This window comes from Arachidicoccus terrestris (assembly GCF_020042345.1).
GTDB classification, from domain to species: Bacteria; Bacteroidota; Bacteroidia; order Chitinophagales; family Chitinophagaceae; genus Arachidicoccus; species Arachidicoccus terrestris.
The window spans coordinates 4,181,144-4,200,517 of the sequence record NZ_CP083387.1; the positions used below are offsets into that span (position 1 = coordinate 4,181,144).

Annotated in this window: 15 protein-coding genes; 11 read left to right on the plus strand and 4 right to left on the minus strand. The window is 44.6% G+C overall.

Going from position 1 to position 19,374, the window contains the following annotated elements; translation table 11 throughout:
- Positions 1-78: 78 nt before the first annotated feature.
- Both K9M52_RS16255 and K9M52_RS16260 read left to right on the plus strand, forming a co-directional pair.
- Positions 79-1,986: an ABC-F family ATP-binding cassette domain-containing protein gene (locus K9M52_RS16255; RefSeq protein ID WP_224069489.1), complete on the plus strand. Its 1,908-nt coding sequence runs from the start codon at positions 79-81 to the stop codon at positions 1,984-1,986.
- A 90-nt stretch (positions 1,987-2,076) separates the two neighbouring features.
- Positions 2,077-3,669 (plus strand): peptide chain release factor 3, encoded by a 1,593-nt coding sequence (locus K9M52_RS16260; protein WP_224069490.1) that lies wholly within the window; start codon positions 2,077-2,079, stop codon positions 3,667-3,669.
- A gap of 95 nt (positions 3,670-3,764) precedes the next feature.
- On the opposite strand, the gene K9M52_RS16265 is transcribed toward K9M52_RS16260, so the two are convergent.
- The 3 genes from K9M52_RS16265 to K9M52_RS16275 all read right to left on the minus strand — a co-directional run bounded on the left by K9M52_RS16265 (position 3,765) and on the right by K9M52_RS16275 (position 6,259).
- Positions 3,765-4,454, minus strand: coding sequence for a glycoside hydrolase family 25 protein (locus tag K9M52_RS16265; protein ID WP_224069491.1), 690 nt, complete (start codon positions 4,452-4,454; stop codon positions 3,765-3,767).
- A 128-nt stretch (positions 4,455-4,582) separates the two neighbouring features.
- A complete protein-coding gene (locus K9M52_RS16270; protein ID WP_224069492.1) occupies positions 4,583-5,761 on the minus strand; it encodes an O-succinylhomoserine sulfhydrylase in 1,179 nt (392 codons plus the stop codon).
- Positions 5,762-5,833: 72 nt separating this feature from the next.
- Positions 5,834-6,259 (minus strand): OsmC family protein, encoded by a 426-nt coding sequence (locus K9M52_RS16275; RefSeq protein ID WP_224069493.1) that lies wholly within the window; start codon positions 6,257-6,259, stop codon positions 5,834-5,836.
- A 190-nt stretch (positions 6,260-6,449) separates the two neighbouring features.
- On the opposite strand from K9M52_RS16275, the gene trxA reads away from it, so the two are divergent.
- Entirely contained in the window at positions 6,450-6,767 is a 318-nt protein-coding gene (trxA, locus tag K9M52_RS16280; protein WP_224069494.1) for a thioredoxin, read from the plus strand.
- Positions 6,768-6,926: 159 nt separating this feature from the next.
- Here trxA and K9M52_RS16285 read toward each other — a convergent pair whose 3' ends face one another.
- Positions 6,927-8,516 (minus strand): hypothetical protein, encoded by a 1,590-nt coding sequence (locus K9M52_RS16285; protein ID WP_224069495.1) that lies wholly within the window; start codon positions 8,514-8,516, stop codon positions 6,927-6,929.
- A gap of 215 nt (positions 8,517-8,731) precedes the next feature.
- Between K9M52_RS16285 and K9M52_RS16290 the strand changes: the two genes are divergently transcribed.
- The 8 genes from K9M52_RS16290 to ilvB all read left to right on the plus strand — a co-directional run bounded on the left by K9M52_RS16290 (position 8,732) and on the right by ilvB (position 19,331).
- The gene (locus tag K9M52_RS16290) at positions 8,732-9,880 is read left to right on the plus strand and encodes a 2-isopropylmalate synthase (RefSeq protein WP_224069496.1); all 1,149 of its coding nucleotides are present in this window, start codon (positions 8,732-8,734) and stop codon (positions 9,878-9,880) included.
- Positions 9,881-9,935: 55 nt separating this feature from the next.
- Positions 9,936-11,336 carry a 3-isopropylmalate dehydratase large subunit gene (gene leuC / locus K9M52_RS16295; RefSeq protein ID WP_224069497.1) on the plus strand — a complete coding sequence of 467 codons (1,401 nt, stop codon included), beginning with the start codon at positions 9,936-9,938 and terminating at the stop codon, positions 11,334-11,336.
- Between the two features lie 49 nt (positions 11,337-11,385).
- On the plus strand, positions 11,386-11,982 hold the full coding sequence (leuD, locus tag K9M52_RS16300; RefSeq protein WP_224069498.1) for a 3-isopropylmalate dehydratase small subunit: 597 nt from the start codon (positions 11,386-11,388) through the stop codon (positions 11,980-11,982).
- Positions 11,983-12,035: 53 nt separating this feature from the next.
- Positions 12,036-12,809 carry a class I SAM-dependent methyltransferase gene (locus tag K9M52_RS16305; protein ID WP_224069499.1) on the plus strand — a complete coding sequence of 258 codons (774 nt, stop codon included), beginning with the start codon at positions 12,036-12,038 and terminating at the stop codon, positions 12,807-12,809.
- Positions 12,806-14,320 carry an ATP-binding cassette domain-containing protein gene (locus K9M52_RS16310; RefSeq protein ID WP_224069500.1) on the plus strand — a complete coding sequence of 505 codons (1,515 nt, stop codon included), beginning with the start codon at positions 12,806-12,808 and terminating at the stop codon, positions 14,318-14,320. Before K9M52_RS16305 ends, K9M52_RS16310 begins: the two co-directional genes overlap by 4 nt.
- Before the next feature lie 49 nt (positions 14,321-14,369).
- Positions 14,370-15,491: a 3-isopropylmalate dehydrogenase gene (gene leuB, locus K9M52_RS16315; RefSeq protein WP_224069501.1), complete on the plus strand. Its 1,122-nt coding sequence runs from the start codon at positions 14,370-14,372 to the stop codon at positions 15,489-15,491.
- A 352-nt stretch (positions 15,492-15,843) separates the two neighbouring features.
- Positions 15,844-17,556 (plus strand): dihydroxy-acid dehydratase, encoded by a 1,713-nt coding sequence (ilvD, locus tag K9M52_RS16320; protein WP_224069502.1) that lies wholly within the window; start codon positions 15,844-15,846, stop codon positions 17,554-17,556.
- A gap of 35 nt (positions 17,557-17,591) precedes the next feature.
- On the plus strand, positions 17,592-19,331 hold the full coding sequence (ilvB, locus tag K9M52_RS16325; RefSeq protein WP_224069503.1) for a biosynthetic-type acetolactate synthase large subunit: 1,740 nt from the start codon (positions 17,592-17,594) through the stop codon (positions 19,329-19,331).
- Positions 19,332-19,374: the final 43 nt, after the last annotated feature.

The window sequence follows — 19,374 nt, forward strand, 5'->3', positions numbered from 1 at the left end:
CCCGAGGGGCCTGATTGAAGAAATGCCAAATTCTATCTTTGACATCTGCTTGTCGATTCCCTGAATTATCTTTGCGGAATGCATTATTTATCTGCCGAGGGGCTTACCAAGAGTTATGGAATCATACCATTATTTAAGAATATTTCTTTTCATATCAATGAAGGGGATAAAATAGGCCTGATTGCCCGAAATGGAGTGGGTAAAAGTACATTATTGAAAATCCTGGCGGGCAGGGAGACGCCCGATGAAGGTAAGCTATGGATACACAAAGACGTCAAAGTAGCTTTATTTGAACAACAGCCCGCCTTTGATGAAAATGGATCAATTCTGGACAATGTGCTCCATGAAGCGCATCCTGTCATTCAGGCGATCCGCGGTTATGAAGCAGCTGTGGAAGCAGAGGATGCAGATCAGCTGGCGATGGCTTTTCAGCTCATGGACGAAGTTGGCGGCTGGTCATTTGATGCTAAAGTGGGGCAGATATTTGCCAAACTGAATATCAGGCAGCACCACCAGAAGGTATCAACGCTGAGCGGGGGGCAGCGCAAAAGAGTGGCACTTGCCAGAACTTTGATTGACATCGGGTTTGAACCCGGGCATACGCTGCTTATGATGGATGAACCCACCAATCATCTGGATGTAGAAATGATTGAATGGCTGGAGCATTATCTGAATCAGGAAAAAGTGACATTATTGCTTGTCACCCATGATCGTTATTTTCTGGATGCTGTCTGTGATGAGATCTGGGAATTGGACCGTTCGGATATACAGGTGTATCGTGGTGATTATGAATATTATATGGAAGCAAAGGCAGCCCGTGTAGAGAGCGAACAGGCCAGTATCGAAAAGGCACGCAATACGTATAGAAAGGAATTGGAATGGATGCGCAAGCAACCCAAGGCCAGGACGACCAAGAGTAAATCCAGGCAAGACAATTTTTATAAGGTAGCAGAAAAAGCCGGTCAGAAAATAGAGGACAACCAAATGCAACTCGAGGCAAAAATGACCAGGCTGGGCGGTAAGGTTGTGGAGCTGAAAAAGGTATATAAAAGTTATGGGGACCGAAAAATTATTCAGGGTTTTGATTATACGTTCTCCAAAGGGGAAAGAATAGGTATTGTCGGTAAAAACGGCGCAGGTAAGTCCACTCTCCTCAATATAATACAACAGATCGAAACAGCCGATAGCGGCAAGATCAATATTGGAGAAACCGTCGTCTTCGGCAATTTCTCCCAGCAGGGACTGGAAATAAAAGAGAATGTACGGGTGATAGAATATGTTAAATCCATAGCGGAAAGCTTTCCGCTGGCTGGAGGCGGATCACTCTCCGCAGCACAGTTCCTTGAACTTTTTCTATTCCCCGGGGATAAACAGTATACATTTATTGAATCGTTGTCCGGAGGCGAAAAAAAGAGGCTTCAATTGCTGACGATTCTTTTCAGAAACCCCAATTTTCTCATCCTGGATGAACCTACCAATGATCTGGACCTGCCTACCCTCTCAGTTCTGGAAAATTTCCTGATAGATTATCAAGGCTGTATCCTGATCGTGTCGCATGACCGGTATTTTATGGACCGTCTGGTCGATCATCTGTTTGTTTTTGAAGGAGACGGGCAGATACGGGATTTTCCAGGTAACTATTCCCAGTATAGGATCTGGCAAAAGCAGGAAGAGGCCAGGGCGAAATTGCTAAGCGACCCAAAAGAACCCAAAAAACAGCCGTCATCTGTGCCCGTGACGGGCAATGACGTAAAGAATGAAAAAGGTATGAAAAAGCCTTCTTATAAAGAAAAACGGGAATTTGAGCAGTTGGAGAAAGAAATCGCCGAACTGGAAACCGAAAAGACGGGTTTGGAAGAAGCGCTTGGTAACGGCAATCTTGAATTCGAACAGTTAAGCGTTCACAGCAAACGAATCGCAGAGATCATCGCTTTATTGGAAGAAAAAGAACTTAGGTGGCTGGAACTCAGTGAGTTAATGGAGTAGATCCGGCTGCTGGTCCATGGCGTATTTTCGCGATTTCAGGCTTTGTCAAAGGCGAAAATAGCCTTACCTTTGCGGGCTATTTACAGAGCGATGAAATACGAAAAAGAAATTAACCGGCGTAAAAGCTTCGCCATCATCTCCCATCCGGATGCGGGCAAAACAACGCTAACTGAAAAATTCCTGTTATTTGGCGGAGCGATTCAAACCGCTGGTGCTGTTAAGAGCAACAAAATAAAAAAACACGCGACATCTGACTTTATGGAGATCGAGCGTCAGCGTGGTATTTCCGTGGCAACTTCAGTGATGACCTTTGAATACAAGGATTTTCTGATTAACTTGCTTGACACACCCGGTCATAAAGACTTTGCGGAAGATACCTATCGGACATTGACGGCTGTGGATAGTGTTGTTCTGGTCGTAGACAGCGTGAACGGTGTGGAAGACCAGACCAGAAGGTTGATCGAAGTCTGCCGCATGCGCGATACACCAGTTATCGTATTTATCAATAAAATGGACCGGGACGGAAAGAACCGCTTTGATCTGCTGGAAGAGATTGAAAAAGAGTTAAAGCTGACCCTGCATCCCATGACCTTCCCCATTAATAGCGGTAAGGACTTTAAAGGGGTGTATAACCTTAGGGAGAAGAATCTGGTATTGTTCACGCCTGGTACAAAGGCGGATAGTGAAAGCGTAGTAATTGCTGATCTCGCTGATCCGGTTCTGGATAAAAAACTGGGATCCAAAGACGCGGATACGCTTCGCGAAGATGTCGAGTTAATAGATGGTGTTTATGGTGAGCTGGATACAGAGGCTTATCTGAACGGTCAGGTTGCGCCCGTATTCTTTGGCAGCGCGGTCAATAACTTCGGCGTGAAAGAAATGCTGGATACTTTTATTGATATTGCGCCCGTTCCCCGCAACAGATCAACTACTTTGCGCGAAGTCAGCGCAGGAGAAGATAAATTCAGTGGTTTTGTGTTTAAGATACATGCAAACCTGGACCCCAAGCATCGTGACCGTATTGCTTTTCTAAGGGTTTGTAGCGGGAGATTTGAGCGTAATAAATATTATAAACATGTACGCCTTGGCAAGGATATCCGGTTTAGCAACCCATATAGCTTTATGGCCCGCAGCAAGGATATCATTGAAGATGCCTATCCGGGCGATGTAGTGGGTCTTTTTGATACCGGAAACTTTAAAATAGGTGATACACTGACTGAGGGTGAGAAATTCTATTTTACGGGTATTCCTTCTTTCTCCCCGGAAATTTTTAAAGAGCTGGTCAATAAGGATCCTATGAAAACCAAGCAGATGGAAAAAGGGATTGCCCAACTGACAGATGAGGGCGTTGCCCAGTTATTTACCCAGTATGGTGGCACGAAAAAGATCATTGGCTGTGTGGGTGATCTTCAATTTGAGGTGATCCAATACCGTTTATTACAGGAGTACGGCGCTTCTGTAGAATTTAGAACCCTTCCTTTTTATAAGGCTTGCTGGCTTACCTGTAAGGATGAAAAAATCCTGGAAGACTTTATGCGCTTCAAACAACAGAATACCGGTGAAGATAAAGATGGCAATCCGGTTTATCTTGCCCAGAGTGAATGGTTCCTTAATACGGAGATTACCAATAATCCGGATATTGAATTTCACTTTTCAAGCGAGGTGCAGGGGCCTGAAGCCTAGTCGTTTTTGGATTAGCTGGGCAACCAGCTATAACTTGACTCCCAGAGCAGTTGGTTTACGTTATCTGTGGTCGGCTGTTAATTTACTGCCTATCATTAATCCATCCTGATCGCCTTGAACTCGCTCTTACTGCCCATAAATACATTGTAATCGACATTGCCTTGTATACCGTTGATCCTGTAATTATTGCTTTTTTGCCAGAAAATACAGTCACATGCCGGTTTAGATTGATAGCTGGCAATCCAGAGCTTATATTCCTTGGGTAAGCCGCTTTTTAAATACTGATTAAAAAGCATACAATCCGTATATATAACGGGCCTTACACCTATCTCTTTCTCAACTGTAGTTAAGAATGTCGTAACCTCCCGGACTACTGCACTGACAGAAGGCATAGGGCGAATCCATTCAATATCTAATACTGGCGGTAAATCTCCTTTCCTGAGTTTAGCGGTCCGAATAAAATGTAAAGCCTGACGAATGCCCGGAGAGGTAAAAGAGAAAAAATGGTAAGCTCCGGATACGATTTCATGTTTGCGTGCCTGGACTCTGTTGTCTTCGTAGGTGGCGTCACTATGGGTGCTGCCTTCTGTGGCTTTAAAATAGATAAAATCCGGCTCTTTGGCAGCGATCTGTTTCCAGTTGATACTTCCCTGATGATGGGAAATATCCAGCCCCCAGATGCCATTACCTGACTGTGCAGATACAGATGACGTACCAATGAACAAAAACATTAAAACCAGACCGGACAGTGTTAAATTAAAAAGTGCGGTTCGCTTTTTGGTCATATATACTGTTTTGATGGTATAATTGCCTGCTTTGTTACAAAAAACCTGCCATGAAAAAGGCATACTTTTTTTGGAGTATGCCTTTAATGCGGATGCTTTATAAAAATAAATGCGCGGATCTTCTTGCACTAGATTTTAGCGAGCGCCTGTTCGATATCAGCAATGATGTCATCAGGATGCTCCAGGCCAACAGAAATCCGGATCAGGCCCGGCGTAATACCCACCCTTGCCCTTTCTTCATCGGTAAGCTTGGAGTGCGTCGTACTGGCCGGATGAGAAGCAATACTCCTTGAATCTCCTAAATTGGGTGTCAGCGATAAAAGCTCCAGGCTGTCCATGAATCTGGCTCCTGCCTGTACACCGCCCTTGATCTCAAAACAAACGATACCCCCTCCTGCTTTCATTTGTTTTTTTGCAATTTCGTATTGAGGATGGCTGGGCAGGAAAGGATATTTAACCCATTCCAGTTTTGGATGTTTTTCCATTTTCTCAGCCAGTTGTAAAGCGCTAGCCGAATGCCGGTCAATACGAATGGCCAATGTTTCCAGACTCTTGCTAAGTACCCAGGCATTGAATGCTGAAAGTGCCGGGCCGGAGTTGCGGCAGAATAAGTAAATTTCGTTGATCAATTCCTTTTTGCCTACAACCACACCACCCAGAACCCGGCCCTGACCGTCCATCCATTTAGTAGCAGAGTGCAGAACGATATCTGCGCCAAAATCTACAGGTGTTTGTAATATCGGCGTGGCGAAACAGTTGTCAACATTGAAGATAACTCCATGCTTTTTGGCCAGCTGGCCAACCGCTTCCAGATCTACCAGTTCTAACTGAGGGTTGGTGGGGGTTTCAAGGTAGATCATTTTAGTATTTGGGCGGATCTCTTTTTCCCAGCTGCTGACATCATCAGCGGGAACAAACGTATATTCAATACCAAATTTATCTAAAAATTTAGTAACGACTGTTACTGTGCCGCCAAAGATAGAACGGCAACAAAGCAGGTGATCTCCTGCTTTTAAAAGCGCCATAAAAGAACTGAATACAGCAGCCATGCCACTTGCGACGGCGTATCCTGCCTCACATTTTTCCATGGCCGCAACTTTTGCGGCAAATTCATCCACATTGGGATTGCTATATCTGCTGTAAATATTATCGTCGGTTTCACCGGCAAAAGCTGCCCGCATATCGTCGGCTTTGTCAAAAACAAAGCTGCTAGTCAGGAAAACAGGAACGGCATGTTCGTGTTGGGAGGTCGTCGGCGTCTGCAGACGGATGGCCTGGGTTTCAGGATGTAATTTTTTATTTGACATGTACTATTTAAAATTATGCGTATAATGATTAAATGCTGTTGGTGTGTGGCGGCTGTAGCCCGCATGAAGGGATTATTGCCCGTTCAAGACTAGTTCATAACGGATAGTCGCACCGGCGGCACGTAACGTTGCAGCCACAGAACAGTACTTATCCAAAGAAAGATCGATCGCCTTTTTAGCGCTTACTCTGTCCACGTCTCCGTCGATCATGAAAGTAATGAAGATCTCTTTCCAAAGAGAAGGCTCTTTGTCCGCCTCTCGTTCTCCATTAACGGTCACTTTATAATCGCTGATCTGCTGTTTTCTCTTTTTAAGGATTTGAAGCACATCTATACTGGCGCAGCCTGCGAGTGCATTGAGGAGCAATTGCATGGGCCGGGCCCCATATCCTTCACCTCCCATCTCTGGTTTGGTGTCCATTTTGGTGATTATTCCGTTCTCATCAATGGAATCAAAGGCAAAATGCTGACCGGCGCGGATTAATTCTATTTGGGCCATAATTGATCTATTTGGAGGGCAAAATTAGGTATAAAAGTGACACAATGATCCTGCCGGAAGAAATTTATGCCTTTCTGTCACTCAATTGTTATAATATATGTCGCGTTCGTGCCAAAAGAGCTTACAATCCAAAATTGGAGTTATCTTTGTATTTCAATCTAGTAATTATTCAACCTTAAATTAAAAAGTTATGGCTTTAGAATTTACCGACGCCAACTTCCAAAATGAAGTGATTGCAAACGATAAATTAACCGTTGTGGATTTTTGGGCAGAATGGTGCGGGCCATGTCGCGCAATCGGGCCTGTTGTTGAAGAACTGGCCAAAGAGTATGAAGGACAGGTAAAGGTAGGCAAACTCAATGTCGATAATAATCCGGATGTCAGTGTAAAATATGGCATTACTTCTATTCCTGCTATTCTCTTTATTAAAAACGGGGAAGTCGTTGACAAACAGATCGGCGCCGTTCCTAAATCCGTTTTGGATCAGAAAATTAAAGCCCATCTTTAATTTTGCTTAAGTGCCCCATATAAATAGCACAACCAACAAAAAAGTACAGCATTGCTGTACTTTTTTGTTTTCAGGCAGCATTGGCTCAAAATAAGAGCATGCAATTGTTAAAATCCTTCCACGAAGCACTTTACTTTAAGGAAGTAAGTTGATATTGTTTTATGCGCTTCTTTTTTTACTGACAGCAGGCTTAGCGATACCCTTGTTTTTGCGGCTGGCCAGATATCTTTCTCTTAATACCTTCTGTACCGGAACTTTCCGGATTTTGCTTTCCAACCAGGACTGAATATCCAGATACATGAACGATCGGGTTTCCAGTGAGTTTTTCTCTAACTTGTCCAGTTGTTCCTTAAGGGCTTTAAAGGCGGCCAGCATACGGCCCGGAGATAGTTTAAAAGATTTTTTAAGAAACACAAATATCGCTTCTTCTACTACGTTCAGGTTTTTCATATTAGCCATATAGCGATAAACAGATTTCAGCAGATATTCCAGAAGCTCCATATTGCCCAGTTCGTAATGGGCGATCAAGTGCAGCAGCCGGGCATAGCATTGCAGATCAGTTCTAAGATCAGATTTTTGATGAATAATCTTATTGAGGTAATCAATACAGCTTCCGTTATCGCCACTGCCAAAATACAAACAGGCAATTTTGTAATAAAAGACCAGTACCCGGTGCGTATCCAGATGGGTTTTGTATTCAGTGAGTTTTTCTTCAATCAATGGGATGAGTTCAATACCTTTCGTAAAGGTGCCTTCCAGAAAATGGCGATTAATCTCTGCTGTATACAGGTACATAAAAACCTGTATTTTAATGTTGACACTGCTATAGGCTATTGGCTTTTGACTAAAGGCTTCAAATACCTGCAATACCTCTACGAATTTATCATGATTATTGGTGTCAAAATGTGCACTGAGCAGGTTGTGCATGGCCTTTACAAAAAGAACAGGTTCTACGTCCTGCATAGAAGGTTCTTTGATAAATAAATCGAACCATTTCTGGGTATAACGATAGAACATGCGCAGGTCTTGCAAAATAAAATGATACCAGCAATGAGCCTGATAATAATGCATTTTAGCATAAAAGGTTAAATGCTGTTCCTGTATTTCGGGTAAATTGGTCTTAAAGAACAGTTGGACGGCCAGAACATCCTTTTGATCTCTGGCATGTCCCATTTTAATATACCAGCCATACATTTGCAAAGCCAGATTGGATAGCTGATTTTGTTGGGTGATCTTACCCGTAACCTGATTGACCGCTTCAGAGAGTTGCTCAGCTCTGTCTTGCATACTTCTGGTGACATGCAATAACTCAATTTTCTTGGAGAGCTCCAGTGCCAGCAATAGTGATACATGCTGATGATAAAGGGTAGCCTGCTGCTTGATCTTTTCCAGTGTTTTCAGACTCTGGATATAAAGTCCCTTGCTGTATAGAATACGGGCATGAGCCATTTGCTCATTGAGCCACATTTCCAGATTACTGTCATCTTTCAGGAGTCTGAGTGACGAGAGTATCTGTCTGGACAGATGTGCCTTCATATTGGAAAGCTGCTGCTTTTTCAGGGACTTATTTTTACGCAGCAGCACCGTTTCGTCATATTCCTCCATTTTATCAAAAGCATCAAACAACTGCACGATCTTCAGGTCTTCCGCGCCTGAAGATCGCTTGATAAAAAGTTTAAAATGGCGTTTTTCACTCTTTTCCAGCGATTTAACCAGCTGAAAAAGCTCGTCATTTCTTCGATTGGGCATAGTAATAATCAATTTACCAAACCCTTGATACATGCGGGTTTAGGCACTACAAAGCTACGTTTTTCACCGTAGATTCCGGTATAATTTGATTTGATTGTAAACAAAGCACTAAATACATTTGAAAAATAAAGAAAAACGATCACAAAAACTTACATTTGTTTGTTTAAAAGTACATATACACATAACAAACAAATTAATTAAATAACGCTAAGATTATGTCTGGACAAAAAATTGATATTTTTGACACAACCCTCAGAGATGGCGAACAAGTACCTGGTTGTAAACTCAATACAACTGAAAAAGTTAAATTGGCACTTGAGCTCGAATTGCTGGGTGTAGATATTATTGAAGCAGGTTTTCCAATTTCCAGCCCTGGTGATTTTCAATCAGTTGAGCAGATTGCAAAAGCAGTGAAGGAGGCGACCGTCTGCGGTCTGACCAGAGCCGTGCAAAAAGATATTGAAGTAGCCGCCGAAGCGCTGAAACCCGCCAGGAGACCCCGGATTCATACCGGAATTGGTTCTTCTGATAACCACATCAAATATAAATTCAATACCACCCGCGAGAAGATCGTGGAACGTGCTGTCGCAGCCGTAAAGCTGGCCCGCAACCTGGTGCCGGATGTTGAATTTTATGCTGAAGACGCCGGACGGGCTGACATTCAGTTTCTGGCACAGCTGATTGAGGCTGTAATTGCAGCCGGGGCTACTGTTGTCAATATCCCCGATACAACTGGTTTTTGCCTGCCGCATCAGTATGCGGAAAAGATCGGCTATCTGGTAAACAATGTAAAAGGGATTGAGCATGCGACTATTTCCTGTCATTGTCATAATGACCTGGGGCTGGCTACCGCCAATTCCCTGGCAGGCGTGATTGCCGGTGCCCGTCAGATTGAATGTACCATCAATGGCATCGGAGAGAGAGCCGGTAATACTTCTTTGGAAGAAGTGGCTATGGCGATCAAAAAGCATCCGGAACTGGGCCTGTATACAAATATTGAAAGCACCCGTCTGCATGGTTTGAGCAAGCAGGTTTCTGACACGATGCGTATGCCCGTGCAGCCCAATAAAGCCATTGTGGGCGACAACGCTTTTGCCCATTCTTCCGGTATACATCAGGATGGTTTCTTGAAGGAGGCGACTACCTATGAAATCATTGATCCGCTGGAAGTAGGCGCGGACATTTCAAAAATTGTTCTTACGGCCAGAAGCGGCAGAAGTGCTTTGGCATATCGCTTCAAAAAACTGGGCCATGACTTTACTCGGGACCAGGTAGATGTTCTCTATGAAAGGTTCCTGATTGTGGCCGATGAGAAAAAAGAAGTGACGGATGAAGATCTGGCTGCTTTAGCAAGTGCGCTTTAAAAATTTTGTAATTCTATTCAAATTCCATTCTATATAATTTAAGCAGTGAAGTGATATGAGCAAGAAAACATTATTCGATAAAATCTGGGACACACACGAAGTGAAAAAAATCCAAGACGGTCCCTCCGTTTTATATATCGACCGCCATTTTATTCATGAAGTGACTAGCCCACAGGCTTTTAAAGGCCTGGAAAAAAGAGGATTGCCGGTCTTCAGACCTAAACAGGTTGTTGCTACAGCTGACCATAATGTCCCTACCTTACATCAGGAGCTTCCCATTAAGGAAGAATTAAGCCGTATTCAGGTACAGACCTTAAAGGATAATTGTGCTAAGTTTGGTATTGAACTGTATGGTCTGGGCCATCCTTTCCAGGGCATTGTGCATGTGATCGGGCCTGAACTGGGAATCACCCAACCAGGTTCCACGTACGTATGCGGGGATAGCCATACCAGCACACATGGAGCCTTTGGTTCCATCGCTTTTGGTATCGGAACCAGTGAAGTAGAAATGGTATTGGCTACACAGTGCCTGTTACAAAGTAAACCTAAACTCATGCGTATCTCTGTTGATGGGCAGTTGGGTAAAGGTGTGAGTTCAAAGGACATTGTTCTTTATATATTATCTCAGATATCAGCCAGTGGCGCCACAGGCTATGCAGTGGAGTTTGCCGGAAGTGCGATCCGGGCGTTGAGCATGGAAGCCCGTATGACCATTTGCAATATGAGTATTGAGATGGGAGCCCGTTGTGGTATGATCGCTCCTGATGAAACAACATTTGCCTATGTAAAAGGTCGTAAGTTCGCTCCCGAGGGAGCCGACTGGGATAAAAAGCTTGCACAGTGGCGGCAGCTGTTCTCGGATGACGATGCGGCCTTTGATAAAGAATATCACTTTAAAGCAGAGGATATCGAACCGATGATTACCTATGGTACCAATCCAGGCATGGGTATCGGCGTTACCGGCCATGTACCTGAGCTCAGTGAAATTGATCCACGTGATAAAGCTGCATTTGAAAAATCCATTCAATATATGGGGTTGGCCGCCGGTGAAAATATTATGGGGCATCCTGTAGATTATGTGTTCATCGGTAGCTGTACCAATTCCCGCATCGAGGATCTGCGTCAGGTAGCGGCCTTTGTAAAAGGAAAACAAAAGGCGCCCGGGGTGACCTGTTGGGTTGTTCCAGGAAGCAAGCAAGTGGAAGCACAGGCGAAGCAGGAAGGGATCGATAAGATTCTGGAGGCAGCGGGATTCCAGCTGCGTCAGCCAGGATGCAGTGCCTGCCTGGGTATGAATGAGGATAAGATTCCGGCCGGCAAATATTGTATCTCTACTTCTAATAGAAATTTTGAAGGTCGTCAAGGGCCTAATGCCCGTACAATGCTGGCAAGCCCGTTGATGGCTGCAGCCGCAGCGGTAACCGGTAAAGTATGTGACGTCCGAGAACTGGTTTAAATCATTTCCGTCATTCAAAATTTTTTAAGCACCTTAATCAGAAATAGTCATGAGTAAAGCAATTAATCATATAAATTCTACCGTGGTTCCATTGAACCTCGAAAACATTGATACGGATCAGATCATTCCCGCCCGTTTTCTAAAGGCAACCAGCCGTGAAGGTTTCGGCGAAAACCTTTTCAGAGACTGGCGTTTTGAAAACAATGATCCTGACCAACCTAAAAAGGACTTTGTGCTGAATAGCCCGATTTATTCAGGTAAGATCCTGGTTGCCGCCAAGAATTTTGGATGCGGATCTTCCAGGGAGCATGCTGCCTGGGCCATTAAGGACTACGGCTTTGATGTTGTGGTCAGTAGTTTCTTTGCGGATATATTTAAGAATAATGCCCTGAACAACTTTTTGGTGCCGGTAACGGTAAGTGAAGAATTTCTTCAGAAAATATTTATAGCTGTAGAAAACGATCCTAAAACAGAGCTGTCCGTGAGCGTTGAAAATCAAACCATTACCATTGAAGCCACCGGCGAGAAGGAAAGTTTTGATATCAACCATTATAAAAAGGATTGCCTGCTGAATGGGTTCGACGATATTGATTACCTGCTCAATATGCGGGATGAAATCACCGCTTTCGAACAGGCGCGTAATTAATTGCAGGTAAAATCAGTTCATTCAGTTAATTATAAAACCTTAAATCGTTAATTATGCAGGAAGAGACGATCAGCTGGAATGCCCGTTTATACGATGAGCAGCATCATTTTGTCTCAGATTTTGGCCAGGACTTGGTGGCACTGCTGGCACCTGCAGCAGGAGAAAAGATTCTGGACGCGGGGTGTGGTACCGGTACACTGGCAAGTGAGATTGCCAGCCGGGGGGCAACCGTATCGGGCATAGACCTCTCCCCTGCCATGATCGAAAAAGCGAAGGCTGCTTATCCTGGCATTTCTTTTCAGGTAGCAGATCTGACGGATTTTGATCTGGGGCGTACTTTCGACGCTGTTTTTTCCAATGCCACTTTGCATTGGGTAAGACCACCAGAGGCAGCGCTTCTATGCATTCACAAACATTTAGTGCCTGGCGGACGTTTTGTCCTGGAAATGGGCGGTTATAGAAATGTGGCCCATATTATCGAGGCCATCATGCATGCCCTGGATGATGCAGGATATTCTGCAGAGGCCAGAAGACCAGGCAGTTGGTATTTCCCCTCTGTTGCGCAATATACCCTGCTTTTAGAACAGCAGGGGTTTGAAGTGCAGCTGGTGCATTATTTTGAACGACCGACCAGACTCAACGGCCTGGATGGAATGGCTAAGTGGATCGAAATGTTTGGCTTGTATTTATTTGAGGGAATAGACGGTGCGGCAGTAGAAGAACTGATCCAGGCGGCTGTTGAAAAGCTCCGGCCTACGCATTTTAAAGACGGTCAGTGGTGGGCAGATTATAGACGACTTAGAATAAAAGCAAAGAAGTTAGCGTGAACGAACCAACCATCATATTAAACGAAGTAAAACTGACAAGACCAGGCGGTTTCAGCCTGCAGCATCTCAGTCTTGAATTACCTGCAGGAGCGCACCTTGTTGTCACCGGCCCGTCCGGATCGGGTAAGACTTCGCTGGGTATGGCTTTGGCAGGTAAGTTATTTGTTACCGGTTTGTTAGAAATTAGGCCGTTAAATGAAAATGCGTCTGGCAAAAAAAATCAGATGGTGGATCAGCGCTATGAGATAAAAAACAGAAGTAATACGGTAGATGGCTACTATCAGCAGCGCTATAACAGCCTCGATAATGAGGATGCATATACAGTTATGGAGGAGCTTTTGTTGATACAGGATGATCCGGAGCTGATCAAGGAACATTTAAATGATTTTAATATCGGCTATTTAGCAGATAAGACGATGCTTACGCTTTCCAGTGGAGAGCATAAACGTTTTCAACTGGTGAAAATGTTGTTAAGTCCTGCGCCGATTGTAATACTGGATGAACCTTTTGTGGGACTCGATGTGCAGGCCAGGGGCGCATTAAACAAAATGCTGGAAAAATTGGCACTAAAAGGCATACAGATCATTACACTTACGGGCGCCAGAGAACATTTTCCCGAAATAGCGACACATATTCTGGAACTGCAGAAGGGTAATGTGGTGTATTTTGGTGAGATCACCGGCTATGAACCAGGCTTTCAGCCTGAGGTCGCCAACTATGATCTTGCCCCGCTCACCCTGCAAAGAGCAGACAGGAAGGCAGAAGCGCCACAGGCCATCGTTAAAATGGTGGACCTGCATATCAGCTATTCTGATAAAATAATCTTTGAAAAACTGAACTGGACAGTGAAGCCAGCAGAACGATGGTTGCTCAAAGGACCTAATGGTGCCGGAAAATCAACTTTGCTTAGCCTGGTATACGGTGATAACCCTAAGGCTTATGCCAATCAGATTTATCTATTTGATAAAAGAAGAGGCACGGGTGAAAGTATTTGGGATATTAAAAAGCGGATGGGTTATGTATCACCGGAGTTACATGCTTTCTTTGATAAGAACATTTCTTGTTTTTCTGCGGTTGCCAGTGGGTATTGTGACACGATGGGGTTGTACAGAAAATTAAATGAGCAAGAGACAAATCAGGTAGATGCCTGGTTAAAGACCCTTGATCTCACTGCTATCCGGGATAAAAAGCTTTCCCAGATATCAACAGGCCAACAGCGATTGATTATGCTGTTACGCGCCTTTATCAAGAGCCCGCCATTACTGATCCTGGATGAACCCTGTCAGGGGCTGGATCAGTGGCAAACGGAGGCCTTCGTACGGCTGGTGGAGGACTATTGTCTAAGGACTGGGGCGACATTGATTTATATCAGCCACTATGCCAGTGAGATTCCATCCGTTGTATCACAGGTTATGGAACTGCAGGGAGATGGTAAAGGTGGGTATAGGATATATGAAGCGAACAGAACGACTCAGGCTTTAAAGGAACAGCAAATGCTGGCAGCAACCTGATCAACATAATAAAATTTAATTAAAAGAACAGAATTTAAAAATATCAATAATGAAAAAGAATATTACGGTTATTCTGGGTGATGGCATAGGACCGGAAGTGACGGAACAATCTATCAAGATTTTAAACGCTGTTGGCGAGCAGTTTGGTCATGAGTTTACCTATGATTATCAGTTAATGGGTGCTGTCGCCATCGATGAGACAGGCAATCCCCTGCCGGACGCAACCATTGAATCCGCCCTGAAAAGTGATGCGGTGCTCTTTGGCGCCATAGGACATCCTAAATATGACAATGACCCCTCGGCCAAAGTACGCCCAGAGCAAGGTCTGTTAAAGTTACGGAAGTCTTTACAGTTATATGCCAATATCCGCCCTGTGATCACCTACCCTGCGCTCAATCATCTGTCTCCCCTGAAGCCGGAGAAAATGGAGGGTGTGGACTTTGTGATCTTTAGAGAACTTACCGGCGGTATTTATTTTGGAGAGAAAAAGGTAAACGAAGAGAAAACAGAAGCTTCTGATCTGTGCAGCTATACTAAACCCGAAATTGAGCGGATCGCTCACCTGGCTTTCCAGTATGCCGGTCGGCCAGAGCGCAGGAAGAAACTGACACTGGTTGATAAAGCCAATGTACTGGAAACTTCGCGCCTTTGGCGTAAAGTGGTGCAGGATATCGCACCGTCTTATCCGGACATCAAAGTAGATTATATGTTTGTTGACAATGCTTCAATGCAGATCATTGTCAATCCCAAGCAGTTCGATGTCGTGCTGACGGAGAATATGTTCGGTGATATTATCAGTGATGAGGCCAGCGTACTGAGTGGTTCCCTGGGACTGTTGCCTTCTTCTTCTGTAGGAACCGGCACTGTTTTATTTGAACCGATTCATGGTTCTTATCCACAGGCCGCGGGCAAAGATATCGCTAATCCTATTGGCTCCATACTTAGTGCGGCTATGATGCTGGAACATTTTGGCATGAATGAGGAAGCGGCGCTGGTCAGAAACGCTGTCGCCTGGACATTGGCCCAGGGATTTGTAAGCCAGGATATTGACGCCGTCAATAATTATGGTACCAGCGTGATCGGAGATTTGATCAAAGATTTTATCGAACAGAAAATTCCAGCAGATGTCAATAAGAAATCTGTTGAATTAGGTAAATCTACGATTATCTAAGTTCAGATAATCAACGCTGGGAAAAATATTTTTTCAGCATTGTTCTTTGTTTTGATTTTTTTTCTACATTTGTTTCACGTTACCGTTATAACGTTATTATCTGTTGAAAACAAGTGTAAAAAATATAATCCCGGTCATCGCCCTAAATAATGTCATTATTGTGGTGGTCGTCATTATTTCCTTTTTCCGAGGAAGTGGTAATGGATTTGTTTTGTGACACACGAGCAAAATAAAATATTGAAAACCACTTCCCTATCAGGAGGTGGTTTTTTCTTTCAGGCCGGGTTTGATAACAGCGTTAAGCATATTCACGTAAAATATATTATTCAAAAAAGTTGTAAAGCATTAAAAAATGGAGCCAAATCTCAATAAATATTCTAAAAACCTTACCCAGGATGAAACGCAACCTGGTGCCCAGGCGATGTACTATGCCATTGGTATGAAAGATGAAGACTTAGACAAAGCGCAAGTCGGTATCGCTGCCATGGGATGGGATGGTAATCCCTGTAATATGCATTTAAATGATTTAGCAACAGACGTCAGGGAGAGTGTAAATGCTTCCGGCCTTGTCGGGCTGCGGTTTTATACCATCGGGGTTAGTGATGGAATGGCCAATGGAACAGATGGCATGCGCTATAGTCTGGTTAGCCGTGATGTTATCGCCGATAGTATTGAGACGAATGCAGGGGCACAGTATTATGACGGCCTTATTACCATCCCTGGATGTGATAAGAACATGCCAGGCTCTATAATGGCAATGGCCAGGCTGAACCGGCCGTCTCTGATGCTTTACGGTGGAACGATTGCGCCGGGGCACTATAAAGGTGAAGATTTAAATATCGTTTCTGCATTTGAAGCCTTGGGTCAGAAAATTGCCGGTAATCTGGATGAAGCAGATTTTAAAGGAATTGTCCAACATGCTTGTCCGGGTGCAGGTGCCTGTGGGGGCATGTATACCGCTAATACGATGGCCAGCGCCATTGAGGCACTGGGTATGAGCCTGCCCTACTCTTCCTCTAATCCTGCATTGAGTGAAGAAAAGAAAAAAGAATGTGAAGCTGCTGGCGCTGCTATCCGGCTGCTGCTGGAAAAAGATATTAAGCCTTCCGATATTATGACGCGTAAGGCCTTTGAAAATGCCATGACCGTTATTATGGCACTGGGCGGCAGCACCAATGCGGTCCTACATATGATCGCTATTGCCAGAACGGCTAAAGTACCTTTGACGCAAGACGATTTTCAGCTGATCAGTGATAAAGTACCTATGCTGGCTGACTTTAAACCCAGCGGTAAATACCTGATGGAAGATCTGCACCAGTATGGCGGAACACCTGCGGTGATGAAGTATCTGCTTTCTAAAGGATTGTTACACGGTGACTGTCTGACTGTTACCGGTAAGACGGTTGCAGAGAACCTGGCTGACGCGCCGGATCTGGATTTTGAAAAACAGGATATTATCCATTCTTTGGACAATCCGATCAAAGCTACAGGGCACTTACAAATACTCTATGGTAACCTGGCAGAAGATGGCAGTGTGGCCAAGATCACCGGTAAGGAAGGTGAAAGATTTGAAGGTACCGCCAGGGTATTTGACGGTGAAGCTCATTTGATTGAAGGCCTTGCCTCTAAAAGAGTACATGCAGGTGATGTAGTGGTCATCCGTTACAGTGGACCGGTAGGTGCTCCTGGCATGCCTGAAATGCTGAAGCCGACGGGCGCAATTATCGGTGCTGGTCTGGGTAAATCAGTGGCACTGATAACAGACGGTCGTTTCAGTGGCGGTACGCACGGATTTGTCGTAGGGCATATTACGCCCGAAGCCCATAAAGGCGGTCTGATCGCTCTTGTAGAAGATGATGATATTATTGAAATTGATGCGGTGAATAATAAAATTGTATTAAAAGTCGCTGAAGAGGAGATTGAGCGTCGACGCAAAGCATGGAAACAACCACCTTTAAAGGTCTCTTCAGGGGTGTTGTATAAATACGCTAATACTGTGGCCTCCGCTGCATATGGTTGTGTAACTGATGAGCTGGAGGAGGATCTTAAAAGAGACAATAAATAGAAACAAATCATTTATCATACATAAAAAAGACTCAAATGGATACGCTTGATGTAAAAGAAGCCGCCGCACCCCAGACGGAAAAATCCACAACACTTAACGGCAGTCAGGCGCTGCTGGAAGGATTGCTTGTTGAAGGGGTAACAACAATATTTGGCTATCCGGGTGGAGCGATTATGCCCATCTATGACGCCTTATATGACTATCATGACAAGCTGGAGCATATACTGGTACGCCACGAGCAGGGTGGCATACACGCCGCGCAGGGCTATGCCCGCAGTTCTGGTAAAGTGGGGGTGGTCTTTGCAACAAGCGGTCCGGGTGCAACGAATCTGATCACAGGTATCGCCGATGCGATGATCGACAGCACTCCACTGGTATGTATTACAGGACAGGTATTTGCACACTTGTTGGGTACGGATGCCTTTCAGGAAACAGATGTCGTGAATATTACGGCGCCGGTTACAAAATGGAATTATCAGGTAACGGATGCAACTGAGATTCCCGGTGTGCTTGCCAAGGCCTTTCATATTGCCCGAACTGGCAGACCCGGTCCGGTACTGATTGACATTACAAAAAATGCACAGATCCAAAAGTTTGAATACGCAGGTTATGAGCCTTGTAACCATATCCGTAGTTACCGTCCTGCACCTAAAGTACGCAAATCCTATATAGAACAGGCTGCCAGGCTGATCAATGAGGCAAAGAAGCCTTTTGTTCTATTCGGTCAAGGCGTGATTCTGGGAGAAGCAGAAAAAGAATTTAAGGCTTTTATTGAAAAAACGGGCCTGCCTGCCGCCTGGACTATTCTGGGAGAAAGTGCGATTCCATCTGATCATTACCTCAATGTTGGCATGTTGGGCATGCATGGAAACTATGCGCCCAATGTACTGACCAACGAGTGTGATGTGTTGATCGCTGTAGGCATGCGTTTTGACGACCGGGTTACCGGACGCCTGGATAAATATGCCAAACAGGCAAAAATCGTTCACCTCGATATTGATCCGGCAGAGATTGATAAAAACGTACAGAGCACAGTTCCGGTTTGGGGCGATTGTAAAGAAACCCTGCCAATGATTACGGCACTTCTGGAAGAAAAAGACCACAGGCAGTGGTTGGCCAAATTTCGTGAACTGGAACAGCAGGAAATTAAAGAAGTCATCGAGCCTGAATTAAATCCCGCAGGAGACGTGATGTCGATGGGCGAAGTGATCAAAGTACTCAATGAACTGACTGGTGGTGAAGCCATTATTGTTACTGACGTTGGACAGCATCAGATGGTGGCCTGTCGTTATGCTGATTTCAAGCAGTCTCGCAGCAATATAACTTCCGGCGGCCTGGGTACCATGGGCTTTGGTCTGCCGGCAGCGATCGGAGCCAAATATGGTGCACCAGACAGGACTGTTGTCGCTATATGCGGCGACGGTGGCCTGCAGATGACCATCCAGGAATTTGGAACAATTATGCAGTTTGGAGCGGATGTTAAGACGCTGATATTGAATAATCATTTTCTGGGAATGGTGCGTCAGTGGCAACAACTCTTTAACGATAAACGATACTCTTTTGTAAATATTACTTCTCCGGATTTTGTCAAAGTAGCGGAAGGTTACGGTATTGCCGGCAGGAGTATTGATCAGCGTGCCGATCTGCGCACGGCACTCAAAGAAATGCTGGATCACAAAGGGGCATATGTTCTGGAAGTAATGGTGGGTAAAGAAAATAATGTATTCCCGATGGTTCCACAAGGATGCAGTGTAAGTGAAATTCGCTTAAAATAACTGCAGGCAATAAAGATTTGTAAGAAAGCAGCATCAAAACAGC